The following is a 25,723-nucleotide window of genomic DNA, read 5'->3' as shown; positions in this document are numbered from 1 at the left end:
GCCAGGATCAAACTCTCCAACAAAACCTAATTGGTGAGCAAATCACCCGGCAACAAACATGTTGTCACCAAAGGAATCCCAGACACGCAACCCCACAAACGGGGCCCGTGCCACGGGGTAATAATCATTTGGCACTGGCTTAACAAGCACCCTGTTGAGTTCTCAAACAACCAACACACACCGCCGAGGGTCGCGATCGCTCGCTAGCCTCATCCGGGGCAACTTCTCTACTTTACCAGCTCGCTCGCCGTTGTCAAGTCCGTGTCCGAACCTTCGCACTTCGAGCGGTTTCCCGAGCATAGCAAGGACGCCGTCTCCGGCGATCTTGTTTCGGGAGATCCGGTCGCACCGGCCGGCATTGAATCTCTCATGCCCGCCCGGCTCGCTACCGGCTTTACAACCTTACCAGCCCGATCCGTCCTGTCAAGGTCGCGATTTCCGCTTGTCGACCGTCTGAACCGTTTCTCCCGCGCGCGCCAACCGCGCCGTTTCCGGCGGGAGGTCTGCTCGGGATTTCGGTGGGACGGCCGGCTCTTGCGAGCCCGCCCGGTTCCCCACCGGCTGGAGTACCTTACCCGGTCGGCTTCGCGACCGCCAAATCGGCGTTCGCACCTACCGGTTCGGTACTAACCCGACAAACTGGTTGTTTCCGCCCAGCCCCTCGGACCTGGAGAACCATACGGACCCCGCGCTGCCCGCGTCAAATCCGCCGGTTGGCGAGGCTCGGCAGCGTCTCCCGGATCTCCGCGAGGCGTTCGAGGTCCAGTTCGGCGAAGGTCACGCCGACCACATCCGGTGCCTGCGCGATCACCGTGCCCCACGGGTCGACGACCATGCTGCGCCCGAAGCACGTGCGGTCGGGGTCGTGGTTGCCGATCTGCCCGGCGGCGAGCACGTAGCACTGGTTCTCGATGGCCCGGGCGCGCAGCAGGACCTCCCAGTGGTCCCGGCCCGTGTGCAGCATGAACGCGGCCGGCACGACGAGGACGTTCGCGCCGTCGATCGCCAGCCTGCGGTACAACTCGGGAAACCTCAGGTCATAGCAGATCGACAGCCCGAGTCGGACGCGCTCGACCTCGGCGATCGCCGTCGATGCGCCTGGGGCGACCGTCGCCGACTCCTGGTAAGAGACGCGCCCGGGGATCTCGACGTCGTAGAGGTGGATCTTTCGATACGTCGCGGCGAGCGCGCCGGAGCGATCGAAGACGAGGGTGGTGTTGTAGGTGTGCTCGGCGTCCGGCCCGGCCTCGTGGAACGAACCGGCGTGCACCCACATCCCGAGCTCGTGCGCGGCGTCGGCGAAGAAGGCTGCGAACTCGCCGTCGACGGGCTCGGGCTTCGGCGCGGAGTGCGCGCGGCCGAGATAATCGACATACTCCGGCAGCACCGCCAGGTCGGCGCCCCCGTCGGCCGCCCGCTGCAGCAGCGTTCGGGCCACCCGGAGGTTCTCGGCCCGGTCGTCACGGGCGTTGAGCTGACACACCGCTACGCGCATACGAGCCAGCCTACGTTCAGCCCGCGGTGAGCACGAGGGCCAACGCGGCGAGGCCCAGCCCGGTGATCTGCAACGGGCGCATCCGCTCGCGGTCGACGGCCAAGGCGAGCACGACGGTCGACACCGGGTAGAGCGAGGCGAGCGGCGCGGCGACGCTGAGCACCCCGTGGCGGACCGCGAACAGATAGAGGGCGTTGGCGGCGACGTCGAAGGCTCCCGCGGTACCACTGAGGATAAATGTGCGGCGCGAAACAGTCACCGGAACGCGAAGCGCGCGCATGGCCACGAGCAGTCCGCTCACGCCCGCCACCCGGCCCGCCAGCAGTGGCCACATGCCGGAGGCGTCGGAGGTCTGTGCGATGAGCGTGAAGTACCCGCCGAACAGGACTCCGGACAGCAGGGCCAGGCCCACCAGCGCACGCGAGGCGTGTGACCCGTCGCGCGGGCCGGCGCTGACGAGGGTGATGGCGGCCACTGCCAGCACGGCCCCGCCGAGGGCGAGCGCCGACGGAAGACGATCGAGGAAGAGCCCGAGCAGCAGCGGTACCGCGGCAGTCGTCGTCGCCGTCAACGGCGCCACGACGGACATCGCCCCGCCGGCGAGCGCCCGGTAGAAGATCACCAGCCCGGCGTTGCCGACGATTCCGGAGGCGGCACCCCACGCCAGGTCGGCGGCGCTCGGCAGACCCGTCCCCGAGATCAGCAGCCAGGCGGCGACGAGCGGGATGCCGACGGTCTCGGCGACGAGCGCCACGACGAACGAGTCGGCGCGCTGGCTCGCCTTGCCGCCCGCGAAGTCACCCGCTCCCCAGACGAGGGCGGACGCGGCGGCACACAGCAAGAACAGCACGCGGCAACGATATCCGCAGCGACAAGCCGATGTCGCGAATTGTTCCGTCGCCGCGACACGCTCCGACAACGAATTCCCTGGTCAGCCCGGCCAGGATTCCGCAGTGTCGCGATCACGCTCAGCTGGAGGATGGTGCCGCGCCACGTCCCCTGACGACGAAATCCCCGGCCGAGTCGGCCGGGGATTCGTAGTGGCGGCGGTCAGGCCGACTTTTCCTCGCGGTCCGCGCGGCGGCGGCCGGCGCGGTGCGCGGCCAGGTCCCGCGGGACGATCGTCGGGATGACCTTCTCGAGGACGACCTCGCGAGTGATCAGCACGCGGGCGATGTTCGGGTTGCTCGGCACCTCGTACATCACGGAGAGGAGAACCTCCTCCATGATCGCCCGCAGGCCGCGGGCGCCGGTGCCGCGCAGGATGGCCTGGTCGGCGATCGACTCGAGGGCCTCGGGCGCGAACTCCAGCTCGACGCCGTCGAGCTCGAACAGCCGCTGGTACTGCCGGACGAGCGCGTTGCGCGGCTCGGTGAGGATCTTGACCAGCGCGTCGCGGTCGAGGCTCTTGACGCTCGTGATGACCGGCAGGCGCCCGATGAACTCGGGGATCAGGCCGAACTTGAGCATGTCCTCCGGCATGACGTCGCCGAAGGCGTCGTCGGCGGTCCGGTCGGTGATCGAGCGCAGGTTGGCGCCGAAGCCGGTGCCGCCCTTGCCGACGCGCTGCTGGACGATGCGGTCCAGGCCGGCGAAGGCGCCGCCGCAGATGAACAGCACGTTGGACGTGTCGATCTGGATGAACTCCTGGTGCGGGTGCTTGCGCCCGCCCTGCGGCGGCACGTTGGCGACCGTACCCTCGATGATCTTCAGCAGCGCCTGCTGCACGCCCTCGCCGGAGACGTCCCGGGTGATCGACGGGTTCTCCGACTTGCGCGCGATCTTGTCGACCTCGTCGATGTAGACGATGCCGGTCTCGGCGCGGCGGATGTCGTAGTCGGCGGCCTGGATCAGCTTCAGCAGGATGTTCTCGACGTCCTCGCCGACGTATCCCGCCTCGGTCAGCGCGGTGGCGTCGGCGATCGCGAACGGCACGTTGAGCATGCGCGCGAGCGTCTGGGCCAGGTGCGTCTTGCCGCAGCCCGTGGGGCCGATCAGCAGGATGTTGGACTTGGCGAGCTCGACGCCGTCGCCGCCGGAGCTGCTGCCGGACTCGGCCTGGACCCGCTTGTAGTGGTTGTAGACCGCCACCGCGAGGGCCTTCTTGGCCTGGTCCTGACCGACGACGTACTGGTCGAGGAAGGCGCAGATCTCCATCGGCTTGGGCAGCTCGTCGAACTTGACGTCGCCCGACTCCGCCAGCTCTTCCTCGATGATCTCGTTGCAGAGATCGATGCATTCGTCGCAGATGTAGACGCCGGGTCCGGCGATCAGCTTCTTCACCTGCTTCTGCGATTTGCCACAGAAGGAGCACTTCAGTAGGTCGCCGCCGTCGCCGATCCGTGCCACCTACGATCTCCCTGCCTTCGGCCGGACCCTACGTCCGGATCGCATCTCTCTACCGCGTGCGGTTGTGGCCACGCTGGCTTCTGCCTCGACGTTACCTGGTGGGCGCCCGTATTCCGACCCCCTACGCGGGGGTGTCTTTTAGCCGGGCGCCCGACGGCGCGTCGCAGGCCCGCTGACCACCGGTTTTACGTCGCGCCTGCACACCGATGCGACTCGCCGGTAACCTCATCGGCTCGCCGAACCCCGAGGTTGGGCGAGCCGATGAGGGTCGTGCTACGCGTGGATCAACTGCTCGACGCCACCAGCGCGGACTTCTTGCGGCTGACCAGGATGTTGTCAACCAGGCCGTACTCCTTGGCCTCCTCGGCCGTCAGGATCTTGTCCCGGTCGATGTCCTTGCGGACCTTGTCGATGGGCTGGCCGGTGTGGCGCGACACCATCTCCTCCAGCTGCGTGCGCATCCGCATGATCTCGCGCGCCTGGATCTCGATGTCCGAGCCCTGCCCGTAGCCACCCTCGGTGGCCGGCTGGTGGATGATGATCCGCGAGTTGGGCAGCGCGAGGCGCTTGCCGGGCGTGCCGGCCGAGAGCAGCACCGCGGCCGCGCTGGCCGCCTGGCCCAGGCAGACCGTCTGGATGTCGGGCCGCACGTAGAGCATCGTGTCGTAGATCGCCGTCATGGCCGTGAACGAGCCGCCGGGCGAGTTGATGTACACGATGATGTCCCGGTCCGGCTCGTTGCTCTCCAGCGTCAGCAGCTGCGCCATCACGTCGTTGGCCGACGCGTCGTCGATCTGCACGCCGAGGAAGATGATCCGGTCCTCGAACAGCTTGTTGTACGGGTTGGTCTCCTTGATGCCGTAGGACGTCCGCTCGACGTACGACGGCAGGATGTAGCGGTTGTGCACCTCGCGCAGCGCCGGCGGCAGGCTCAGGTCGGTCATGGCTTCCTCGCTCCTCAGGCCAGTGTTCCGGCGCCTTCCGGAGCCTGCTGGGCCCCGGTGATCACCTTGTCGATGAAGCCGTAGTCCCGCGCCTCTTCGGCGGTGAACCAGCGGTCACGGTCGGAGTCGGCCTCGATCTGCTCGAGCCCCTGCCCCGTGTGGAACGCCACGCGCTCCTGGAACATGCGCTTCGTGTAGAGCATTTGCTCGGCCTGGATGGCAATGTCGGAGGCCGTGCCCCCGATGCCGCCGGACGGCTGGTGCATCATGATCCGCGCGTGCGGCAGGGCCATGCGCTTGCCCGGCGCACCGGCGCACAGCAGCAGCTGGCCCATGGAGGCGGCCATGCCCATCGCAACAGTCGCCACGTCGTTGGTGACGAACTGCATGATGTCGTAGATCGCCATGCCCGAGTAGACGGAGCCACCGGGCGAGTTGATGTACAGCCAAATGTCGCGCTCCTCGTCCTCTGCGGCGAGCAGCAGCATCTGGGCGCAGATCCGGTTGGCGACCTGGTCGTTGACCTCGCTGCCCAGGAAGATGATCCGTTCCTTGAGCAGCCGGTTGAACACCGAGTCGTCGAGCGTCAGGCTCGTGTCCGCGCCCCGACCGCGCCCGTTGGGCGCGGCACTGACTGGCGACGCTGGAATATGCAGGTCGGTCATGGCAGCCCTTCGCAAGAGTCTTGTACTTGCCGACCCTAACCGGTGCGGGCTGCGGCAGCTTCCCATGCTGACCGCATTTCGCTATGAGCGCACCGTGGTGAAGGCCGGGGCTTTTGCCCCGGCCTACAACGTTAGTGGTTGTGACCCTCGTGGTCGCCGTGATCGTGACCCTCGTGGTCCTCGACCGCACCCCGAAGGTCATCCAGGCTGAGGGAGGTGCCGTCGCTGTCCACGATCTTCACCCGCTCGAGCACCAGCCCAAGGGCCTTGCCGCGGCGCACGTCGCCGAACACGGCGCCGGCCACGCCGGCCTGCACCAGCTGGTCGTAGTACTGCTGGGGCCCCATGCCGGCACGCTGCGCCCGGTGCACGATCTCGTGACCGAACTCGTCGTCGCTGACCTGGATGTCCTCGGCGTCGGCCAGGGTGTCGAGCACCAGCTGCACCTTCACGCCCTCGACGGCCGCCTCGTTGAGCTCGGCGTCCATCTCCTCCTCGGTCTTGCCCTCGGTCTGCAGGTAGTCCTCGAACGACGCGCCGATGCGCTGCAGCTGGTCGTTCATCGACTCCTTGCGCGACTCGACCTCGTCCTTCACCACGCCCTCGGGCGCGGGCACGTCGGTCGCGTCGATCACGGCCTTGAGAGCGAGGTCACGGGCCGAGTACAGCTGCTCCATCCGCTTCACCCGGGTGAGCCGCGTGCGCAGGTCTTCCTTCAGCTCGTCCAGCGTGTCGAACTCGCTCGCGAGCTGGGCGAACTCGTCGTCGAGCTCCGGCAGCTGCTTGTCCTTGACCGACTTCACGCTCACCGCCACCTCGGCGTCGCGGCCTTCGTGCTCGCCGCCGACCAGCTGGGTCGTGAACGTCGTCGAGTCGCCGGCACCCATGCCCACCAGCACGTCGTCCAGCCCCGGCACCAGCTGCCCGCTGCCCACCTCGTGAGACACGTTGGTGGCGCTGCCGCCCGGCACCTCCTCGCCGTCGACGGTCGCCTCCAGGTCGATCTGGACGTAGTCGCCGACCAGCGCCGTGCGCTCGACCGTCTTCAGCGTCGCGAACCGGTCCCGCAGCCCCTTGAGCTGCTCCTCGACGTCCTCGTCGCTGACGACCAGCGCGTCGACGGTGACCTCGATCGCATCCAGGTCCGGCAGCGTGATCGCCGGCCGCACATCCACCTCGGCCGTGAACTTCAGCGGCTGCCCGTCGGCGAACTCGGTGATCTCGACCTCGGGCCGCCCGAGCGTCTTCACCTCGTGCTCGCGCACCGCGGCGAGAATCTGCGTCGGGATGACCTCCTGCACGGCCTCGTTGAGGACCGCACCGCGCCCCACCCGCTGGTCGATGACCGCCGTGGGCACCTTGCCACGACGGAACCCGGGGATGTTGACCTGCGAGCCGATCTCGCGGTAAGCCTTCTTGAGACTCGGCTCCAGCTCGGCGAACGGCACCTCGATTTCGAGCCGCACGCGAGTCGGGCTCAGGGTCTCGACGGTGCTCTTCACAGAACTTTCTCCCTCATTGCTACGGCTGATGGTCTTGGGGCTTGCGCGTTTGACTTGTTCCCGGTCGGGGTGGCGGGATTTGAACCCACGGCCCCTCGCTCCCAAAGCGAGTGCGCTACCAAACTGCGCTACACCCCGGTGGTGTGCGTCGGCTAGTGTATGCGCTCGCTCGGGCGGCGCGCCCCTCGGTATGCCGGTATCGCACACTGTGGACCCCCCGCCCGAAGCACCGGTGGTCGGAACCCGCTACTCTTGACCCCGGTCGCCACACACGGCCGACCATGCGGGCGTAGCTCAATGGCAGAGCTTCAGTCTTCCAAACTGACGGTGGGAGTTCGATTCTCCTCGCCCGCTCTGTGTCTGCTGGCCGCTGCGCTCGCCCGGGGGAGCTTCGCTCCACCCGATCCCCCTCAAAACCCGCGGCGGAGTGCCCAGCGACCCACGAGTCCTCGGTTTCAGAAGCGGCGGGTGTACTCGCAGAGCCTCACTCGTGCCACTTGTCCACGGTCGGCTCGAAAACACCCAGAAAGTCCTACTGTGGCTCATCCGCTCCCAGTCGCCGCATCGCCGGCGCTGGTCTAGCCCGAACCATCCGCCGTCGGCGGCGGGTCGCAGCGAGAGCCGATGCCCGAGGTCTTCTGGCTTATGCAGCGTCGGATGTACTGCGTGCCGGCGACCTGCTGTTTGTCCCCGCCACCGACGCCGCCTGAAGCCCGGCTGAAACACGGACCAACCGCAGTTGCACAGCTGAGTTTCAGTTGACGACGCCGAGGCGACGCAGATCAGCAGCGATGTCGGACACCTCAAGGAGGTTGCCCTGCGCAACCGCAAGCATCATGGCCTCGGCATCATCGACGTTCACGTCCGGCACGCCTGAGCCGGTGTTCAAGACGACGAACGTCACTGCCGAAGCCCACGCCAGCCGCTTGTTCCCGTCGATCAAGGCATGATTCGCGCACAGTGAGTGCAGCAACGCGGCGGTCTTGCTGGCCGGATCGGGGTATGCCTCCTGGCCGAAGACATTCGTCTGCGGCCTCGCGGCGGCCGATGAGAGCAGGCCGTAATCGCGAACCTTGGCCGGACTTCCGATCACGGCTGCGGCGATGACGAGCAAATCGTCGACATCGAGGTAGACGGTCACTGGGCAAGCCTGTCCAGCAACTCCCTGTGGCGCTCGGCAACTTCCGCAGCGATCGCTCCGACAGCGGCCCGCTTGTCGCGGGCACGGACGTACTGTTCGACAGCAACGATGATGGTGGCGTTTGCTGAACGGTGCTCCGCCTCAGCAACCCTCTTGAGACTGGCGTGCAGCTCGTCCGGCAGCGTTACCGTCGTGGTCGTCATAGGAAAATCGTAGGACTTTCGTATGAGTCCGTCTACCACGCCGGTTGGCTTGGTGGATTAACGCGAACAGCCGCATCGCGACCGTCCTGGACGCCGAGCGTCCCCTCGTCAACGTGTCCGGCGGGGCGACCAGGGCAAGTACCGCTTCGCCGCTACTACCAGGGGCGCCTTCGCGTCCGAGAAAAGACCTACAGGTCGTAGATCGCGAGCAGATCCGGGCTTTCCCGTGACAGCACCGCGTCCACCGCCAGGAACGGCGAGCTGGCGGCATCGAGCACGGTAATCAGACATACCGCCACGTGCCGCCGCTCCCGTAGTGCGAGGGTGACGATCTCGGCCTCGGTGGCGGCGCGCGCCCCGACCCGCTCGATGACCCGGTGCGCGGTGATTCCGTTGCGCCGTTCTATGTACGGCACCAGCCCGCCGTCGCAGGACACGTCGACCTTGTCCGTCAGAGCGGTCGACACGAACACGGTGCTCATTCCGACCGGCCTCGAATCGTCGGCGGTGAGCAGATATCGCGCGGCCAGGAGCGAGGCCCCCGTTGCCTGGTTCAGCGCCGCGGCGATGCGCGGCGAGGCCACCACCCGCCGTTCCCCGACGAGCGAGGCCCGCTGATCGGGCTGCAGGAGATAGCGGGCTCGAAGCGGCAGCGCGGTGAGACTCGCGGCGGGCCGCCCGAGGACGATGCGGCCTTTCCCTTGGACTCCGCGTAACCAGCCTTGCCGTCGCAGGTACCGCAGCGCACGGACAACGGTGGAGCGGGAGGTGCGGAACTCCTCGGTGAGTTGGGCTTCGCTGGGCAGGAGTTCTCCGACGGCATATAACTCGCGGTCGATACGACTCTGCAGAGCAACAACGATCTCGGCGTACTTCGGCGACACGGCTGCGGCAACCTCTCGAAAGACGGCTGCGAACCGCATTCAAAAGCCTACCGACCGCAAACCGTCCCCGTCGATCCCGTTCCCAACAACGTTATCAATGGGATCGCTGGGCGAGGTCCAGAGCGTATTCGGGCCACCACTGGCCGGCCGGGGGTTCGCCGGCGCGGCAGGTGCCGTCGGACTCGCCGGGGCGCTTGATCCACAGCAGGGCGTCGACGCGGGTGTCGCCGGTGTTCGTCGTCGTGGGGGCCGCGCCGAGCAGGCGGCCCGGCGGGTTGCACCAGCGCGGGCCGCCGTCGATCTCGTCGCCGGTGCCGTCCACCGGGCCGGCGCCGTTGCGGCTGGTGTCGATGACGAAATGGGGTTTGCCCGGCGTGGCGTCGGAGACCTGTTTGCCGTACGCGACGTTCTCCGGCGTCGTGATGAAGTTTGCGACGTTCAGGGCGAAGCCGTCGGCGCCGTCGATGCCGGAGCGCTGCAGCGCCGTCGCGACCGTGCGCACGTCGGTGATCCAGCGCGGGTTGCCGGCGTCGAGGTACACCGCGGCCGACCCGGTCGCCTTGAGCACGGCGACAGCGTCGGAGAGCAGGGAGTAGCGCGACTCGGTCTCGCAGCCCTCGACCGCATGCGCGATCGCGTCCGGTTCGAGGATGACGGCGACCGGGCGGTTGCGCACGCCGCCGGCGAAGGCGCGGATCCACGCCTTGTACTCGTCCGGTGATGCGGCGCCGCCGGACGAGTACTTCCCGCAGTCGCGGTTCGGGATGTTGTACGCCACCAGGACCGGCAGCTGGCCCTGCGTCGCCGCGCAGGTCAGCACCGCGTCCACGCGGGCGCCGACGGTGCCGGGGCCGTCGCTGATCCACAGCGCGGCGGGGCGGTCGGCGATCTTGCGCAAGGATGCGGCGTCGGCGGCGCGCTGCTGGCCGGTCCAGCGCTCGACCTGCAGGACGGCCGGGCCGTTGGGGTCGACGAACAGGGGGCGGCCGGCGAGCGGGTTGGCCGGCGCCGCGGCCTGTGCGCCGGCGGAGGCGGGCGCACAGTTGCGGTAGCTCGCGGCGGCCGACGGCTCGGGCGGGTCCTCCTTGCCGCAGCCGGACACCAGGCCGAGTCCGCCCAGCGTCAGGGCGAGCATCACCGCCGCACGCGCCCCGCCACCCGCCACCGCGTTCGCCACCACGGGAGGGTACCCCGGCGCATCACCCGGACCGGGTTACCAGCATCACCGCCGATGTCGGCAACCCGGCTTTGGCCTATGCTCTGTGGCGGTCAGGGCCGGGGAAACCTGCATCAGCAAGGTCACGCAGCGAGAGGATCCCGTGACGGAGCCATTCGAGATCCCGGTGTTCGGGCGGTCCTGGGCGCGGTTGGAGAGCTATAGCCGCCTCGCCGGCCCGCTGAACCCTCCGCCCGCCGGGAAACCGTATCGGGTCCGTTACCGCGCGCAGCGCAAGGTCGACGGGCGGCGCCGCGTCGTCGGGTCGGTCCTGATCGCGGTCTTCAACATCTGCTTCGAGGTCATCTTCTGCGTCTGGCTGCTCCAGCCGGCGCACTTCGCGCAGACCAACCCGGGGCCGATCGCCGAGGCGGCCGGGATCGCCAACGTGTTCGTCATCTGCAGCATCGCGATCGTCGAGCTGCTGCGGCTGGTCAACGTGCTGTCGCTGTCGCTGGCCTCCATGACCGCGCGCGACCCGGTGCCGGTGACGCCCGACCCGAAGCTGCGGCTGGCGTTCCTGACCACGATCGTGCCCAGCAAGGAGCCGATCGCGGTCGTGCGCGACACGCTGCGGGCCGCCAAGCGCATCCGCCACCGCGGGGTGTTCGACATCTGGCTGCTCGACGAGGGCGACGACGACGACGTCAAGGCCATGTGCGAGGAGCTGGGCATCCGGCACTTCACGCGCAACGGGATCCGCCGGTACAACCGGCCGAAGGGGCCGTTCCGGGCGCGGACCAAGCACGGCAACTACAACGCGTGGGTGGACGCGCACGGCGACGACTACGACGTGCTGCTCGCCGTCGACCCCGACCACGTGCCGCTGGCCAACTTCGCCGAGCGGATCGTCGGCTACTTCCGCGACCCCGACGTGGCGTACGCGATCGGACCGCAGTGCTACAAGAACGGCGAGGCGTTCGTGACCCGCGCCGCCGAGTCGCAGCAGTTCCCGTTCCACAGCGTGATCCAGCGGGCGGCGAACCGCTACGGCACGTCGATGCTGGTCGGCACCAACAACGCGATCCGGATCTCGGCCCTGCGCAGCATCGGCGGGCTCAGCGACTCGATCACCGAGGACATGGCGACCGGGCTGATGCTGCACACCACGCGCAACCCGGAGACCGGGCGGCGGTGGAAGTCGGTGTACACCCCGGACGTGGTGTCGGCCGGCGAGGGCCCGTCGAGCTGGAACGACTACTTCAGCCAGCAGCGGCGCTGGTCGCGCGGCACGTTCGAGATCCTCCTGCGCACCTACTGGCGGCGCTTCTGGCGGCTGTCGCCGGGCGGCATGCTGCACTACACGCTGATCACGACCTTCTACCCGTCGATGGCGATCGGCTGGCTGCTGGGCATCGTCAACGCCATCCTGTTCCTGGGCCTGGGCGTCAGCGGCATGACGATCTCGCCGCAGCTGTGGTTCGCGTTGTACACCGACGCCACCGCCTTCTCACTCTGGCTCTACATCAGCAACCGGCAGTACAACGTGAGCCCCTACGAGCCGCCCGACTCCCGCGGCATCAAGGGCATGCTGATGTCGATCATCGCCGCTCCCATCTACGCCGTGCAGCTGCTCAGCACCGTCTTCCGCCGCCCGGCGCGCTTCGTGGTGACGCCGAAGGGCTCGAGCAGCACCCGCGACGGGCTGCGCACGTTCCGCAACCATCTGGGCTGGGTGGTGCTGCTGGTGGCCGCGATCGTGGTGTCGTTCGTGCGCGACTACGCGGCGCCGGCGTCGCTGCTGTGGCCGTGCGTGGCGCTCGTGGTGTGCCTGTTGCCGCTGGTCCTGTGGCGGCTGGACGCCCGGCTGGTGCGCGACCAGGCCAGCGCGGCCGCGCTGGAGCGCCAGGCCGACGGCTGGCGCCGACCCGCCGTGGTGCCGCAGGCCGGCACCCCGGAGCACGCCGGCGACATCACGATGGAGATCCCCAGCGCGCTGTTGAAGGAGCGCCTGGCCTCGCGCGGTTCGGGGCAGCTCGAGGACGTCGGCGCGACGATCATCATGCCGAAGGTCAACGATGTGCCGTCCCAGCGGCGGGCGCCGCGGATCGAGTATCGGGACGAATAAGCGTCGATCAGGCGGCTAGGGTCGGCCCATGGATGCATGGGTTCGCTGGCACGAGGACTACGACGTGCCGGGCTCTTCGCTGTCGGTCCGGCTCGGCCTGGTGGCCGGGCACGTGGCGAGGGCGGTCGAGTCCCGCCCGGCCGGCACCGTCCGGCTGGTCAGCGCGTGCGCCGGGCAGGGCCACGACGTGGCGCAGGCCCTGCGCGGGCACCCCCGCCGCGGCGACGTGACCGGCCGGCTGATCGAGCTCGACCCGGTGAACGCCGCCGGCGCCCGGGAGCGGCTCGCGGCGGCCGGCCTGTCCGGGCTTGAGGTCGTCGAGGCCGACGCCGGGGTGACCGCGCCCTACGCGGGCGCGGTGCCGGCCGGTGTCGTGCTCATGTGCGGCGTCTTCGGCAACATCAGCGACGAGGACATCCGCAGGACGATCCACGCGCTGCCGGAGCTCGCCGAGCCGGGCGCGCGGGTGATCTGGACCCGCCACCGCGGCACGCCGGACGCGACGCCGCGGATCCGCGACTGGTTCGCCGAGGCGGGCTTCCGCGAGGTCGCGTTCGACGCGCCGGCCGGGCTGACCATCGGTGTCGGGGTGCACGAGCTGGTCGCGCCGCCGCGCCCCTTAACCGAGCAGCGGCTGTTCACGTTCGTCGTCCACGGCTGAGCTCCAGCGGATCGGGAAGACGCCGAGCTTCGCCTCATGCTGGGCGTCGCGATGGCCGGCGGGCTTGGCGCAGCGGACCTCGACGTCGCCGGTGGCCGTTGTGGTGGTCTTCGTTGCCTGGCAAGTGTTGATCTCCATGCCCGCCAAGCCTAGTCGAACATACGTGCGAAACAAGGCGTGATCAAGGAATTGACCTGCGGAAACGTCGGGAACCTGCCCGGCCGTGCCCGATCATCCGGTTTCTCCCAGCGCCGCGGCCCTGGCGTTGAGGTAGCGGCGCTGCGGGAGCGTGCCGGCCACGGCCGCGGCCCGCAGGTAGGAGGCGCGCGCGCCGGCGGCGTCGCCGGACATCTCCAGCAGGTGGCCGCGAACGGCGTGCAGGCGGTGGTCGGACTCCAGCGTGGTGAGAGCGTCGAGCAGGGGCAGGCCCTCGGCGGGGCCGCGGGCCATGGTCACCGCCACCGCGTGGTTGAGCGCGACCACCGGGCCGGGCGCGCGGCGCATGAGCAGCTCGTAGAGGGCGACGATCTGCGGCCAGTCGGTGCTCTCGGCGGTCGGCGCCTCGTCGTGTACCGCGGCGATGGCGGCCTGCAGCTGATAGGGCCCGGGAACGCCGCGCGGCAGGGTCGCGGTGATCAGCGCGACGCCCTCGTCGATCTGGGCGCGGTTCCAGCGGGTCCGGTCCTGCTCGGCCATCGGCACCAGCGAGCCGTCGGCGGCGGTGCGCGCCTCCCGGCGGGCGTCGGTGAGCAGCATGAGCGCGAGCAGGCCGGCCGCCTCGCCGGAGTCCGGTAGCAGGCGATGGGCCAGCCGGGCGAGCCGGACGGCCTCCGCGGCCAGGTCGGGGCGGTGCAGGTCGGCGCCGCGAGTGGCCGTGTAGCCCTCGTTGAACATCAGGTACAGCACATGGAGTACCGCTGCCAGACGCTCTTGACGATCCGCCGGGGGCGGCAGCGCGAAGGGCCGGCCGTCCGCGCGGATGCGCTGCTTGGCGCGGGTGATCCGGCGGGTCATCGCGTCCTCGGGCACGAGGAAGGCGCGGGCCACCTCGGCCGTCGTGAGCCCGCCGACGGCCCGCAGCGTGAGCGCGATCTGCGCCTCGGGCTTCAGCGCGGGGTGGCAGCACATGAACAGCAGCACGAGGCTGTCGTCGGTGTCCGCGGCCGCCGGCGGGGCGTCCGGGTCGAGCCGGAAGACCGCCTCCTCGCGGCGGCGCCGGGCCTGCTCGGCACGCAGCAGGTCGGTGAGGCGGCGGGCGGCCACGGCGATGAGCCACGCGCGCGGGTCCCGCGGCGGGTCGTCCGGCCACTGCCGCGCGGCGGCCAGCAGCGCCTCCTGCACGGCGTCCTCGGCGGCATCGAAGTGCCCGTAGCGGCGCACCACCGCGCCGAGGACCTGCGGCGCCAGCTCGCGCAGCAGGTCCTCGACCGCCGGCATCAGAAACCCAGCTCGCCGGAGGACTCGACGATCGGGCGCACGTCGGCGTACGCGGCGGCGGCGATCTCCGGCGGCCCCGGGCACTCGCCGAGGCGCAACGCGATCGCGGTGGCCCGGTCGAAGCTGTCGCACTCGACGATCCAGTAGCCGGCCAGGACCTCCTGGGTCTCGGCGTAGGGCCCGTCGGTGACGACGGCGGGCGAGCCGCCGACGCGGCGGGTGTGCACGGGCGCGTCCAGGCCGCGGGTCTCGACGAGCTCGCCGGACTCCTCCAGCTCGCGGTTGAACGCGGTCATGAACTCGGCCATCGCGGCGAAGTCCTCCGGCTTCCACGGCGTCTGGCCGGGCTCACCCGCCATCGCGTTGTAGTCGCGCTGGGAGGCGTAGCTCAGGATCATGTACTTCACGGTCGGCCCCTCTTCCGGTTCGGACGAACTCTGCGGGCTACGTCGGAGCGGCCCCGCCCGACCGGACGCTCAGGGGCCGAGAAATTCCAGGACGGCGGCGGTGAACTGCGGCAGCGCCGTGCTGTGGATGCGGTGGCCGGCCGCGATCGTGACGAGCCGGGCGCCGGGGATCGCCGCCGTCATCGCCTTCAGCCGGGCGGGCGGGATGTGGCTCTTCGGGCCACCCGACAGTACCAACGTGGGCGCCTCGATCCGGGCCAGCGCTTCCCACCACGCCGGGTCGGGCTCGCGCAGCTGCACGATGGCCGAGGTCAGCGCGTGGCGGTCGAACCGGCGCCGGGACAGCCCGCCGGTCAGCCCCGACAGGGCCAGGCGGGTGCGGGAGAAGCCGCCGGCGGGCCCGGCGCGCGGCGGGGCCGGCGGGTCCTCGAGCACCAGGCGAGCCACCCGGTCGGGGTGACGCTGCGCGACGAGGGTGGCGGCGTGCCCGCCGAGGGAGTGCCCGACGAGCACGACCGGGCCGAGGGCGAGCTCGTCGAGCAGCTCGAGCACGTCGTCGGCATGGTCGCTCAGGGTGTACACCGGGCTGCGCGGGCTGTCGCCGTGCCCGCGCAGGTCGGGCGCGACGACACGGTAGCCGCTGACGGAACGCGTGAACGCGTCCCAGGTCGCCCTGCCGCTGCCGCCGCCGTGCAGCAGGACCATCGGCCGGCCGGAGCCGGAGTCGGTGCGTGCGAGCCTCATGCGCCCAGCTGGTCGGCCATGTCGTGCTTGGCCCCGACGAGCTCGGCCATCGGAATCGCCACCCGGCTGCTGCTCTCGATGTCCTTGCCCTCCTTCGAGAACAGCGGCGGCCACGTGTGGATGCCGTTGTCGAGCGGGCAGGCGGCCACCTCGTCGCGCCAGCCGGGCCAGCGCCAGCTCAGGTAGAACTGGTCGAGGGCGCCGCCGAGCATGGCGTAGAGCCAGTCGGTGTAGCCGAGCGTGAGGTCCTCCCAGCGCAGGGTGTCCGGCGCGAAGTAGTGAATCGTGGGCTTGCCGTCGGACTCACCCTGGCGCCACACGAACTCGCCGCCCATGATGTCCTGGGCGACGAGCAGCCCTGCCGGCTCGAACACCTCGTTCACGGCGTGGATGTCGGCGAGGCGGCGGCGCGGGTTGCCCGAGCCGAACACCCGCAGCCACCCGCCGTCGACCACCAGGCCGCCGCTGCCGTACACGAGGGCGCCGAGCCAGGACGTCGTGTCCACCTGCAGCCGGTGCAGGCAGGACGCGGCCCGGTCGGGTTCGGCCGGCAGGATCTCGACGGCATACGGGGAACCGGTGACCGCGGCCTCGATCTCGGCCCACGCGGACCGGTCGTCGGAGATCAGCTCCGCCAACGAGCGCACCCGCCAACTGTACGGCCGGTGAGGCCCCGCGCCACGAACGGTGGAAATGCCACTGAATGATTGTCATTCACGTTTCTCAGACTGTCGGTCGACCGATACTGAGAGTCACTATGCGGAACATGACTCGTCGCTGGTTGATCACGGGCTGCTCCACGGGCCTGGGACGCGCGCTCGCCGAGGCGGTCGCCGCGTCCGGGCAGCAGGTGCTGGCCACTGCGCGGCGTCCGGAGACCCTCGAGGACCTCCGGGACCGCTACCCACGGACGCTCGCCACCTGCGTACTCGACGTACGCGACCCCGACGACTGCCACAACGCGGTGCACGCCGCGCTGGCCCGCTACGGCGGCGTCGACGTCCTGGTGAACAACGCGGGAGTCGGGCACTTCGGCGCCGTGGAGGAGGTCACCGACGCCGACCTCGAGGCGCAGATCGCCGTGAACCTCGTGGCACCATGGCGGCTCACCCGCCTCGTGCTGCCGCTGATGCGCGCGCAGGGCTTCGGCGACGTCGTGATGGTGTCCTCGACCGTGGGCCGGACCGCCCTGCCCGGCCTGGGCGCGTACGCGGCCGCCAAGTACGCCCTCGAGGGCATGGTCGAAACGCTGGCGCTGGAGCTCGCCGGCAGCGGGGTGCACGTGATGGCGATCGAGCCGGGCATGTACGCGACCGAGTGGGGCGCGTCGCTGACCGAGTCGGCCGAGCACCTGCCGGCGTACGCGAGCGTCGTCGAGCCCATGCGCGCGGGCGTGCGGGCCCTGAAGTCGCTGCCGGTGGCGAACCCGCCGGAGCTGTTCGCGGCCGAGGTCCTGCGGCTGATCGCCGCCGACGAGCGCCCGGTGCGCACGCCGGTCGGCGAGGACGCCTGGACGATGCTGCTGGACGCCGCGCAGCGCGACTACACGGCGCTGCTCAACGCCCGCCCGGTGCCGGCGGCGGTCTGAGCCGGCTCAGGCGGCCACCACCAGGCTGGCCCGCAGCGCTTCGAGATCGTCGTCGGTGAGCCCGTTGTCGCGGGCCCACCCGGCCATGTCGCCCCAGCGCTCGCGGACCTGGTCGAGCATGCTCGTCATGAACGCCGGCTCCGGCTCCCACGCGGGCAGCGACGCCGGCCGCGGCGGCAGCCCGAGCCGGTCGACCACGACGGCCACCCGCTCGTGGATCGTCGGCATCGCGGCGGCCGTCGCGGCGTAGTCGGCCGCGATCGCGTCCTCCGGCACGCCCAGCAGGCCGAGGACGACCGCAGCAAGCACACCGGTGCGGTCGCAGCCGGCCTCGCAGTGAAACACCGCCGGGAGGGTGCCGGCGCAGGCCAGGTGCCGCACGGTGCCGGCCAGCACCGGCCCCTTCTCGGCGAGGATCGCCACGTAGTGCCCGACGAGGTCCTCGGCGCCGCTGACGTCGGTGATCGGGGCCGAGTAGTAGTCGACCCGGTTGGCCGCCGACAGCGGGCCCCGGCCGAGCTGCGAGACCTCGAACTCGCCGCGCAGGTCGATCACGGTGGACACGCCCAGGTCGCGCACCAGGTGCTCGGCGTCGGCGCGGGTGGCGTAGGCCAGCGAGTCGCTGCGGAAGAGCACGCCGGGCCGCACGGTGCCTCCGTCCGCGGGCAGGCCGCCGAGGTCGCGGAAGTTCACGAGGCCCTCGAGCCGGCCGGCGGACGGCCGCCGTCGCCGCCGCCATCTCACCAAATGAGGTCCTTGACCCAGTGGGTGAACGACACGACCAAGCCGACCTCGCGCAGGTAGGCGATGCCGGCCACGGTCAGGAACAGCCCGGTGATCGCGTGCGCGCCGTTGGCGGTGCGCCGCGGCCGGCCGAGGCGCTGCTCGATGATGAGCCGGCCGAGGAGGCGGGCCAGCGCGAACACGCCGACGGCGACGGCGAGGACCACCAGGAAGGCGATGAACGGGCCGGTGAGGCTGCCCTCGCTGTCCAGCGCCCACAGGGCCCAGCAGATGAACGCGATCATCGCGCCGACGCCGGTGTACCGCCAACCGATCTTCAGCTGCCGGGCGCGCTCGCCGCGTGCGGGCACGTAGTGATGCCGGTAGTCCTCCTCCGGCTCCGCGGGCATCATCCCGGTCGGATCGGGCGCCGCCCGCGGGATGACCTTGGCCACGCCGCGCATCTGCGGCACCCCCTCAGCGTTGACCGCGACGCCGCCGGGCGAGACCGGCATGCCCGAGACGGGTTGGCCCGAGACAGGAGGCCCGGACACAGGCGGCGCGGACACCGGGCGGGACGGCGGCACGGGCTGGTGGAACGCGGTGGCGGAGTTGACCGGCGAGGCCGCCGAGCGCAGCGCGACGAGCTCCCGCTCCAGGCGCTCGATGCGCTGGTAGGCGTCGGTCTCCGTGCCGCTGATCGACGGGCGGGCCCGGCCGACCGCGCGGCCGCTCTCCGTCGCCTCGCCCTCCTGCCAGTTGCACCCGACGTCGGGCAGGCCCGCGCGGCGCACCAGCTCGGCGAGGCCGGCGAGCCACGCCGGCAGCTCGCGGGTCAGCGGCCGGTCGGCGGGCCGGTCGGCCAGCGGCGCGTGCAGGTGGTCGCGCAGCGCCGGGACGCGCTCCAGCAGCGGGTGGCGGCGCAGCACGTTCCACGGCGGCGGGGAGGCGTCGGGCGGGCCGTGCTGGTCGCTGCGGCCGTCGACGCGCGGGTAGGCGCCGGTGACCATGAAGTAGGCGACCGCGCCGAAGCCGTGGACGTCGTAGGCCGGGCCGACGTACTTCACGCCGCCGAACGCCTCCGGGCCGCCCGACTCCGGCGTGTAGGCGATCTGGGTGATCTCCTCCTCGCGGAAGTACCGGGCGCCGGTGAAGTCGATCAGGCGCACCTCGCCGGTGGCCAGCACCATCAGGTTGGACGGCTTCACGTCCATGTGCAGCACGGGCGTGGCGCCGCTCTCCTGCGGCTCGTGCAGGTTCTGCAGCACGACGGCCAGGGTCTTGAGCGCCGAGACGGCGTTGAGCCGGCGGGCGCCGGGCGCGGCGGCCGAGCGCTGCACGACGTACTCGCGCAGGTTGACCCCGTGCAGATAGTCGTAAACCTGATAGGGCACCGCGTCGCCGGGCGCCGGGCGCTCGCCCGGGCGGTGCGGCGGCGGGCCGTAGAAGCCGTCGGCGCGCCGGCAGATGCCCGGAACGCCCCGGTTGTTGAGGTCCATGAGGGCGGCGTCGCCCTTGTCCCACGAGCGCAGTTCGTCGGCGATCGGCCGCTGCGGGTCGACGCGGAAGACCTTGACCGTCATCGGCGCCGACGTCACACCGCCGCAGATGCGCACGGCGCGGTACACGTCGGCCTGGCCACCCGAGCCCAGGTGGGCCACCAGGCGGTACCGCTGGAACGTCTCCGGCAAAGGGCTCGCCGGACCGCAGACCAGGTCCAGTAGCGCACCCTGCGTCATGTTGTAACTCCCCCCAGCGATGTAGCCGAGCCCCCCTACAGGTTCGAGAGTAACCAGCGCGCAAATCGGTCGCGCTCAGTGGAGGTCACGGGGTAGACACAACGTGATGAGCGAGTATGTGCTGCGCACTGCGACCGCCGACGATCGCGACGGCCTGGTCAAGGCCCGACGCGAGGCGTTCGGGATGACCGGATCCGTCAGTCCCGACGAGACCTTCCACCTCGTGGTCGAGTTCGACCGCAACCACATCGTCGAACACGACGGGCAGGTCGTGGGCGCGGTCGGGGTCTTCACCCGCGACATGGCGGTGCCCGGTGCCGTCATCCCCGTGGCGCACGTCACGGGCGTCGTCGTCTCCCCGGTGCACACGCGCCGCGGCCTGTTGCGGCGGATGATCACCGACCAGATGGACGCCGCGCCCGAGGCCGTCGCCGCCCTGTGGGCCTCCGAGGGGCGCATCTATCAGCGCTTCGGCTACGGCATGGCCGCCCAGAACGTCACCATCCGCGCCGACCGGCGGGAGCTGTCGGTGACCGCGCCGCCCGCGCCGGGCACCCTGCGCGCCGCGGTCCCCTCCGAGGTCGTCGAGGAGCTCTCCCAGGTGTACTCCCGGGTGCTCCCGACCCGCATCGGCTGGTCGAGCCGCAGCGAGGCCTGGTGGCGGCACCTGACGGCCGACCAGGAGAGCCGCCGCGACGGCGGGACCGCGGCCCGGGCGGTGCTCTTCGAGAACCCGGACGGCGTCGTCGAGGGCTACGCCCGCTTCCGGATCAAGCCCGGCTGGGACGACAACGGCCCCAAGCAGGAGGTCAACGTCATCGAGGTGGTCGCCGCGACCACCGCCGCCTACGCCGAGCTCTACCGCTTCCTGCTGCGCATCGACCTGTCCCGCTCGCTCGTGCAGGGCTGCTCCAGCGTCGACGAGCCGCTGTTCCACATGCTCAACGAGCCGCGCCACCTCGGCCGCCGGGCCGGCGACGGGCTGTGGGTGCGCGTGATCGACCTGCCGCGGGCGCTCACCGCCCGGCGCTACGCCGCGCCGGTGGACGTCGTCCTCGAGGTCACCGACTCCATGATCAAGACGAACGCCGGCCGCTGGCGGCTGCGCGTCGGCGCGGGCGGCGCGCTCGTCACCTGCACGCCCGCCGACGGCGAGGCGGACCTGACCCTGGACATCGCCGACGTCGCCGCCGCCTACCTGGGCGGCACGCCACTGGGCGCCCTGCAGCTGGCGGGCCGCGTCCGCGAGCATCGGCCCGGTGCCGTCGCGGCGGCGAGCACCGCGTTCGGCTGGCCCGTCACCCCCAACTCGATCGAAATCTTCTGATACATCGGCGGGCGCGGCCCGAGGCGGTACTGTCGGCGTATGGGTGGGATCCAGCGCCGGCGGCGCCGCATGCGGCAACATCAGCCGGTGACCTCGACCGCGCCCGCACCGCCGGAGGCACCGCTGACCCCCACACCCTCGGCGGCAGAACCGGCGCCCCCCACCCCCGAGCCCGAGCCCGAGCCGGAGGAGGCCGCGGCCCCGAAGGCGGTGCCGCGCCCCTCGCCGCACCACCTCGCGGAGCTCTCCGGCACGTTCGCGATGACGTCGGCGGTGCACGACCCGGAGCCGGCGCCGGCCGCCGAGCCGCACGAGGAAGAGCCCCACGAGGACCATCAACCGCATCACGACACGCACCACCACCATCACCATCACGACGAGGTGGTGTCCGAGCGCGGGCTGCGCGGCCTCGTGGGCGGCGGCGCGTCGCAGGTGAGCGTGTCGGCGGCAATGCGGGCGCGCGACGCGGCCCGGCCGAGCGACGACGACATCGCCGCCGCCGAGCGGGACCTGCAGATCATCCGGCGCGGCTGGGTGCCCCGCGAGGAGCTGACCCGGCCGGGCCGCCGCTCGCCGACGAGCTGAACGCTCGGTGGCCGTTGCACAGCGGTGCGTGAGGGGTCCGTCCGACTGATTTGTGGCCGCTCCGGCCGCGCTCTACGGTGGCTAACGCCTGCTGTCGCAGTACGGAAGAGGCCCCCCGTTGTTCGTGCCGCACTGGATTCGCCGGAAGATCATCCTGCCCATCGCCGCCGCCGCCATCCTCGGCGGCGCCAACGTGCCCCCGCTGTATTCGGCCACCGTCGACTGGCTGCACGAACAGAAGATCAACAGCCCGGAGTACAAGGCGGCCAACGGCTACTGGCAGGTCGTCGAGCTGCCCAAGGGTCAGCGGGTCAACGCGATCCACGCCGCGCTGCTGCCGTCGGGCCGCATCCTGCTGATCGCCGGGTCGGGCAACGACCGCGAGCAGTTCCAGGCCGGCACGTTCAAGACGCTGGTCTTCGACCCGGTCACCGGCCACACGACGCTGGTGCCGACGCCGAACGACCTGTTCTGCGCCGGGCACGCGTTCCTGCCGGACGGCAAGCTGCTGGTGGCCGGCGGCACGCTGCGCTACGAGGTGCTCGAGAACGACGTCAAGAAGGCCGGCGGCACGATCACGGTCAAGAACGAGTCGCCCGAGGGGCCGCGCACGTTCCCCAAGGGCACCGTGCTCGACAGCGTGGACGGGCACAAGTACATCCTCGGCGACGACGTCACCGTCCCGGCCGCCACGAAGGTCACCTACCCGCCGCACCACCCCGGCGACCAGCCCAAGGTCGTCATCACAGCCGGCGAGGCGAGGGTCTGGGTCGACGCGGCCGGCGAGGGCGCCGAATACGTGGTCGACCACAAGGCGCAGTACGAGTTCGAGGGCCTGACCGGCGTCGACCACCACAACTACTACGCGCTCGCCGACAAGATCACCATGGACAAGCAGGACTACCAGGGCCGCAAGGAGGCCTACGAGTTCAACCCGGTGACCGAGCAGTACGAGCGCGTCCAGGACATGCACGAGAAGCGGTGGTATCCGACGCTGACCGGCCTCGCCGACGGCTCGGTGCTCGCGGTGTCCGGTCTCGACGGCGGCGGCCAGGTCGTGGACGGGTCCAAGAACGAGATCTACGACCCGAAGACGAAGACGTGGACGCTCCGCAAGGACCTCGACCACTACTTCCCGACCTACCCGGCCCTGTTCCAGACCGGCAAGGACAACGTCCTGTTCTTCTCCGGCTCCAACAGCGGTTACGGCCCGGCGACCAAGGGCCGCGACCCGGGCCTGTGGGACCTGACCACCAACGACTTCCAGACGGTGCCGGGCATGCGCGACACCGACCAGCTGGAGACGAGCGGCTCGGCCTGGGCCGGCCCGGTGCAGAACCAGACGGTCATGGTCGTGGGCGGCGGCGGCGTCGGCGAGTCCTCGAAGGCGACGAGCCGGATCGACATCATCAAGCTCAACGGGGAGAACCCGCACTTCGAGCCCGGCCCGAGCCTGCCGCAGCCGACGCGGTACCCCAACCTCGTGCAGCTGCCCGACGACACCGTGCTCATCACCAACGGCGCCTCGGACTACCGCGGCCGCGGCGCGACGGACAACCACACGGCGCGCATCTACCACCCGGACACCAACACGCTGACCTACGCCGCCGACCCGCACGTCGGGCGCAACTACCACAGCGCGGCGGTGCTGCTGCCCGACGGCCGGGTGCTCACGGTGGGCTCCGACCCGCTGTTCCGGGACAAGAAGAACACCATCAGCGGGACGTTCGAGCAGCGTCTGGAGATCTACACGCCGGCGTATCTGTACCGCGGCGGCGCCCGCCCGGCGATCGGCGACGGCCCGACGGCGCTCACCGCCGGCCAGTCGGCCACTTACAAGACCGGCTCCCCGGACGAGATCGCCGCGGTCCGCCTGATCCGCCCGAGCGCGGCCACGCACATGCTCAACACCGACCAGCGCTCGCTGATCCTGGACTACAAGACCACCGTCGACTCGGTGACGGTCACGCTGCCGACCTCGCCGGCGCTGATGCCGCCGGGGCCCTACATGCTGTTCCTGCTCAACAAGGACGGCGTGCCCTCCGAGGCCAAGTGGGTCTCGGTCGCCTGACCGGCGCAAGGCCGGGCCCCGCTGACGCGGCGGCCCGGCCGGCGAAACAGTCGCCTTACGGCAGCGGGGGCAGGACGTGGGTGCTCTCGTAGTCGAGCACCTGGTCGATGCGCCGAGCGTGGCGCTCGTTGCCGGAGAACTTCGTCGTCAGGAAGGCCGTCACGAGCGTGGTGGCCTCGTCCAGCGTGTGCTGGCGCGCGCCGATGGCGACGACGTTGGCGTTGTTGTGCTCGCGGCCCAGCTGGGCGGTCTCGACGTTCCACGCCAGGGCGGCCCGAACGCCGGGGACCTTGTTGGCGGCGATCTGCTCGCCGTTGCCGGAGCCGCCGATGACCACGCCGAGGCTGTCGGGGTCGGCGACGACCCTGGCGGCGGTGTGGAAGCAGAAGGCCGGGTAGTCGTCGTCGGGGTCGTACTTCGCCGGCCCGACGTCCACGATCTCGTAGCCCTGCAGCCCGAGGGCGCTGACCAGGTGCACCTTCAGCTCATAGCCGGCATGGTCCGAACCAAGGTAGACGCGCATACCCGGCAGTCTGTCAGAACCGGATCAGGCCCAGGCACGAACCCGCCAGCAAGCCGCCGCCCAGCAGGACGAGGCCGAACACCCAACCGGCGGTCGCGCCCGTCTGGAGCCGCCAGATACGGCGGCGGTCCCACACGAGCGCGGCCGCCGCGAACGCGCCGATCCCGCAGGCGGCGATCATGGCCGCCAGGAAGAACTGCATCTGCATGTGCACACCCCAGGCCCGGAAGTTCAGCGGCCTAGTGTGTATCACGATCGGGTGACTAGAACGAATCGAGCTGCGCCACGACCAGTCCGGCCCGCGCCTTCGGCGTGAACCAGGTGCTCTTGCGGGGCATCTTCTGGCGGGCCAGGTTGACCGCGACGAAGTCGTCGACGGTCACCGGCGCGATGAGCACGGCCAGCTCAGCGCGGCCGGCGTCGACCTCGCCGCGCAGCCACTCGGCCGGGTAGTCGCCGCCGACGTAGGTGATCCGCTTGTCGCCCGGCTCGAGGCCGAGGGCCTCGGCGAACAGCCGCCGCTCGACGAGGGCGTGGTCGAGGTTGTCCACGACCCCGGCGTCCTCGATGCGCGGCAGCGCGGCCGACCAGGAGCCGTCGCGGGTGTACAGGTGCACGCGGCCGCCCGCGGCGGGCACGCCGGCGGGGCCGGACAGCGCCTCCAGCTCGAGGCCGTCGAGCGGGCCGGGCAGCTCGGAGACGAGCCGGTTGTACGGCTGGATCGCCACCGACTCCGGCGTGGTGATGACCGCGAGGAAGCGCGGGTAGCCCGCCGTCTGCGCGGCGAGGCTGCGGTGGTTGCCGTCGGCGACGACGAGTTCGCCGCCGCCGGCGAGGGCCAGCAGGCGGTCGCGGGTGGTGCCGGCGCCGACGGCCCAGATCTCGTGAGCGCGCCCGGACGGGTCGAGGTCGGTGACGGCGGGGCTGCCGGCGGCGGCGACGGCCTGGGCCAGCGCCGTGTGCAGCGCGTCGCCGTGCGCCGTCTGCAGCAGCAGCACGGGCGAGAGCAGGTGCCGGGTGGCCTCGGCGAGCGCGACTCGCTCCCGGACCTTCTCGATGAAGACGTCCTCGTTGCGGATGACCGTGCCGGGCTCGTCGGCGCTGGTCGAGATCTGGTCGGTGTCGACCATGCACCACAGGCCGTAGGCGCGGGCGCCGTCGGGCGCGGTGATCCGGTACAGCACCACGACATCGGCGGCGGGCGCGTAGTTGCCGTCGTCCTTGGCCGACTGCAGCCGCGCCACGGCGTCGGGCAGGCAGTCCAGGAAGGGCCGCCCGACGCTCTGCGGCGCCCGGTGCGGCATCTCCACGGCCAGGGCGCTGGATGGGTTGGCGGCGATGATCGCGGTGATCTCCGCGTCGTCGGCGAACTCGTCGTAGTTCTGCGCTCCGGTCCCTCCGGTGGAGAGCCAGGCGTGGGCGATCGGGTGCGCAACCGTCATGGAACGACG

The 25,723-nt window shown here is 70.7% G+C and carries 26 protein-coding genes and 2 tRNA genes; 7 read left to right on the top strand and 21 right to left on the bottom strand.

Annotated elements, in window-relative coordinates:
- Nucleotides 1-700: 700 nt before the first annotated feature.
- From ABD901_RS48950 to ABD901_RS48920, 7 genes are all read right to left on the bottom strand, one after another.
- Nucleotides 701-1,495: a carbon-nitrogen hydrolase family protein gene (locus ABD901_RS48950; protein WP_345139650.1), complete on the bottom strand. Its 795-nt coding sequence runs from the start codon at nucleotides 1,493-1,495 to the stop codon at nucleotides 701-703.
- A 16-nt stretch (nucleotides 1,496-1,511) separates the two neighbouring features.
- On the bottom strand, nucleotides 1,512-2,345 hold the full coding sequence (locus ABD901_RS48945) for an EamA family transporter (protein WP_345139647.1): 834 nt from the start codon (nucleotides 2,343-2,345) through the stop codon (nucleotides 1,512-1,514).
- Between the two features lie 200 nt (nucleotides 2,346-2,545).
- Nucleotides 2,546-3,844, bottom strand: coding sequence for an ATP-dependent Clp protease ATP-binding subunit ClpX (clpX, locus tag ABD901_RS48940; RefSeq protein ID WP_345139645.1), 1,299 nt, complete (start codon nucleotides 3,842-3,844; stop codon nucleotides 2,546-2,548).
- Between the two features lie 284 nt (nucleotides 3,845-4,128).
- The gene (locus ABD901_RS48935) at nucleotides 4,129-4,788 is read right to left on the bottom strand and encodes an ATP-dependent Clp protease proteolytic subunit (protein WP_345139641.1); all 660 of its coding nucleotides are present in this window, start codon (nucleotides 4,786-4,788) and stop codon (nucleotides 4,129-4,131) included.
- A gap of 14 nt (nucleotides 4,789-4,802) precedes the next feature.
- Entirely contained in the window at nucleotides 4,803-5,453 is a 651-nt protein-coding gene (locus ABD901_RS48930) for an ATP-dependent Clp protease proteolytic subunit (protein WP_345139638.1), read from the bottom strand.
- Between the two features lie 131 nt (nucleotides 5,454-5,584).
- Nucleotides 5,585-6,955 (bottom strand): trigger factor, encoded by a 1,371-nt coding sequence (gene tig, locus ABD901_RS48925; protein WP_345139635.1) that lies wholly within the window; start codon nucleotides 6,953-6,955, stop codon nucleotides 5,585-5,587.
- Between the two features lie 64 nt (nucleotides 6,956-7,019).
- Nucleotides 7,020-7,093, bottom strand: a tRNA-Pro gene (locus ABD901_RS48920).
- Between the two features lie 145 nt (nucleotides 7,094-7,238).
- Here ABD901_RS48920 and ABD901_RS48915 point away from each other — a divergent pair.
- Nucleotides 7,239-7,309 (top strand) — tRNA-Gly (locus ABD901_RS48915).
- 400 nt (nucleotides 7,310-7,709) lie between these two features.
- On the opposite strand, the gene ABD901_RS48910 is transcribed toward ABD901_RS48915, so the two are convergent.
- From ABD901_RS48910 to ABD901_RS48895, 4 genes are all read right to left on the bottom strand, one after another.
- Nucleotides 7,710-8,096 (bottom strand): type II toxin-antitoxin system death-on-curing family toxin, encoded by a 387-nt coding sequence (locus tag ABD901_RS48910; RefSeq protein WP_345139632.1) that lies wholly within the window; start codon nucleotides 8,094-8,096, stop codon nucleotides 7,710-7,712.
- Entirely contained in the window at nucleotides 8,093-8,299 is a 207-nt protein-coding gene (locus ABD901_RS48905) for an Arc family DNA-binding protein (protein WP_345139630.1), read from the bottom strand. Before ABD901_RS48905 ends, ABD901_RS48910 begins: the two co-directional genes overlap by 4 nt.
- Before the next feature lie 188 nt (nucleotides 8,300-8,487).
- Complete coding sequence (locus ABD901_RS48900) at nucleotides 8,488-9,183, bottom strand: GntR family transcriptional regulator (protein WP_345139627.1); 696 nt, start codon at nucleotides 9,181-9,183, stop codon at nucleotides 8,488-8,490.
- Between the two features lie 94 nt (nucleotides 9,184-9,277).
- Complete coding sequence (locus tag ABD901_RS48895) at nucleotides 9,278-10,360, bottom strand: glycoside hydrolase family 6 protein (RefSeq protein ID WP_345139625.1); 1,083 nt, start codon at nucleotides 10,358-10,360, stop codon at nucleotides 9,278-9,280.
- A gap of 142 nt (nucleotides 10,361-10,502) precedes the next feature.
- On the opposite strand from ABD901_RS48895, the gene ABD901_RS48890 reads away from it, so the two are divergent.
- Both ABD901_RS48890 and ABD901_RS48885 read left to right on the top strand, forming a co-directional pair.
- Nucleotides 10,503-12,467 carry a glycosyltransferase family 2 protein gene (locus tag ABD901_RS48890; protein ID WP_345139622.1) on the top strand — a complete coding sequence of 655 codons (1,965 nt, stop codon included), beginning with the start codon at nucleotides 10,503-10,505 and terminating at the stop codon, nucleotides 12,465-12,467.
- A 28-nt stretch (nucleotides 12,468-12,495) separates the two neighbouring features.
- Entirely contained in the window at nucleotides 12,496-13,128 is a 633-nt protein-coding gene (locus ABD901_RS48885) for an SAM-dependent methyltransferase (RefSeq protein ID WP_345139619.1), read from the top strand.
- Here ABD901_RS48885 and ABD901_RS48880 read toward each other — a convergent pair.
- The 5 genes from ABD901_RS48880 to ABD901_RS48860 all read right to left on the bottom strand — a co-directional run bounded on the left by ABD901_RS48880 (nucleotide 13,087) and on the right by ABD901_RS48860 (nucleotide 16,363).
- On the bottom strand, nucleotides 13,087-13,266 hold the full coding sequence (locus ABD901_RS48880; protein WP_345139616.1) for a hypothetical protein: 180 nt from the start codon (nucleotides 13,264-13,266) through the stop codon (nucleotides 13,087-13,089). The genes ABD901_RS48885 and ABD901_RS48880 overlap by 42 nt on opposite strands.
- A gap of 93 nt (nucleotides 13,267-13,359) precedes the next feature.
- Nucleotides 13,360-14,565: an RNA polymerase sigma factor gene (locus ABD901_RS48875; protein WP_345139613.1), complete on the bottom strand. Its 1,206-nt coding sequence runs from the start codon at nucleotides 14,563-14,565 to the stop codon at nucleotides 13,360-13,362.
- Complete coding sequence (locus ABD901_RS48870; RefSeq protein WP_345139668.1) at nucleotides 14,565-14,963, bottom strand: YciI family protein; 399 nt, start codon at nucleotides 14,961-14,963, stop codon at nucleotides 14,565-14,567. The genes ABD901_RS48875 and ABD901_RS48870 overlap by 1 nt, the downstream gene beginning before the upstream one ends.
- 78 nt (nucleotides 14,964-15,041) lie before the next feature.
- Nucleotides 15,042-15,716, bottom strand: a complete 675-nt coding sequence (locus ABD901_RS48865) for an alpha/beta fold hydrolase (protein ID WP_345139611.1) — start codon at nucleotides 15,714-15,716, stop codon at nucleotides 15,042-15,044.
- Nucleotides 15,713-16,363, bottom strand: coding sequence for a DUF2625 family protein (locus tag ABD901_RS48860; RefSeq protein WP_345139609.1), 651 nt, complete (start codon nucleotides 16,361-16,363; stop codon nucleotides 15,713-15,715). Before ABD901_RS48860 ends, ABD901_RS48865 begins: the two co-directional genes overlap by 4 nt.
- Nucleotides 16,364-16,482: 119 nt before the next feature.
- Here ABD901_RS48860 and ABD901_RS48855 point away from each other — a divergent pair, with 119 nt between their 5' ends.
- Nucleotides 16,483-17,304, top strand: a complete 822-nt coding sequence (locus tag ABD901_RS48855) for an SDR family oxidoreductase (protein ID WP_345139606.1) — start codon at nucleotides 16,483-16,485, stop codon at nucleotides 17,302-17,304.
- 6 nt (nucleotides 17,305-17,310) lie between these two features.
- Here the strand turns inward: ABD901_RS48855 and ABD901_RS48850 are convergent, their stop codons facing one another.
- Together ABD901_RS48850 and ABD901_RS48845 are read right to left on the bottom strand one after the other, a co-directional pair.
- On the bottom strand, nucleotides 17,311-18,048 hold the full coding sequence (locus tag ABD901_RS48850) for a tyrosine-protein phosphatase (protein ID WP_345139604.1): 738 nt from the start codon (nucleotides 18,046-18,048) through the stop codon (nucleotides 17,311-17,313).
- A complete protein-coding gene (locus tag ABD901_RS48845; protein WP_345139601.1) occupies nucleotides 18,045-19,766 on the bottom strand; it encodes a protein kinase domain-containing protein in 1,722 nt (573 codons plus the stop codon). Before ABD901_RS48845 ends, ABD901_RS48850 begins: the two co-directional genes overlap by 4 nt.
- A gap of 106 nt (nucleotides 19,767-19,872) precedes the next feature.
- Between ABD901_RS48845 and ABD901_RS48840 the strand changes: the two genes are divergently transcribed.
- The 3 genes from ABD901_RS48840 (at nucleotide 19,873) to glxA (ending at nucleotide 23,749) form a co-directional block, all read left to right on the top strand.
- On the top strand, nucleotides 19,873-21,093 hold the full coding sequence (locus ABD901_RS48840) for a GNAT family N-acetyltransferase (RefSeq protein WP_345139600.1): 1,221 nt from the start codon (nucleotides 19,873-19,875) through the stop codon (nucleotides 21,091-21,093).
- A gap of 87 nt (nucleotides 21,094-21,180) precedes the next feature.
- Nucleotides 21,181-21,678 (top strand): hypothetical protein, encoded by a 498-nt coding sequence (locus ABD901_RS48835; RefSeq protein WP_345139598.1) that lies wholly within the window; start codon nucleotides 21,181-21,183, stop codon nucleotides 21,676-21,678.
- A gap of 124 nt (nucleotides 21,679-21,802) precedes the next feature.
- A complete protein-coding gene (gene glxA, locus ABD901_RS48830; RefSeq protein WP_345139665.1) occupies nucleotides 21,803-23,749 on the top strand; it encodes a radical copper oxidase GlxA in 1,947 nt (648 codons plus the stop codon).
- Nucleotides 23,750-23,804: 55 nt separating this feature from the next.
- On the opposite strand, the gene ABD901_RS48825 is transcribed toward glxA, so the two are convergent.
- The 3 genes from ABD901_RS48825 to ABD901_RS48815 form a co-directional block, all read right to left on the bottom strand.
- A complete protein-coding gene (locus ABD901_RS48825) occupies nucleotides 23,805-24,272 on the bottom strand; it encodes a ribose-5-phosphate isomerase (protein ID WP_345139597.1) in 468 nt (155 codons plus the stop codon).
- Nucleotides 24,273-24,285: 13 nt separating this feature from the next.
- Nucleotides 24,286-24,474: a hypothetical protein gene (locus ABD901_RS48820; protein WP_345139594.1), complete on the bottom strand. Its 189-nt coding sequence runs from the start codon at nucleotides 24,472-24,474 to the stop codon at nucleotides 24,286-24,288.
- Nucleotides 24,475-24,535: 61 nt separating this feature from the next.
- Nucleotides 24,536-25,714, bottom strand: a complete 1,179-nt coding sequence (locus ABD901_RS48815) for a DUF1015 family protein (RefSeq protein ID WP_345139591.1) — start codon at nucleotides 25,712-25,714, stop codon at nucleotides 24,536-24,538.
- Between the last annotated feature and the right edge of the window lie 9 nt (nucleotides 25,715-25,723).

The organism is Dactylosporangium darangshiense (genome assembly GCF_039537565.1).
Taxonomy (GTDB): Bacteria; Actinomycetota; Actinomycetes; order Mycobacteriales; family Micromonosporaceae; genus Dactylosporangium; species Dactylosporangium darangshiense.
The sequence above is the reverse complement of the archived record's forward strand: the minus strand, read 5'-3'. Positions and strand labels throughout refer to the sequence as shown.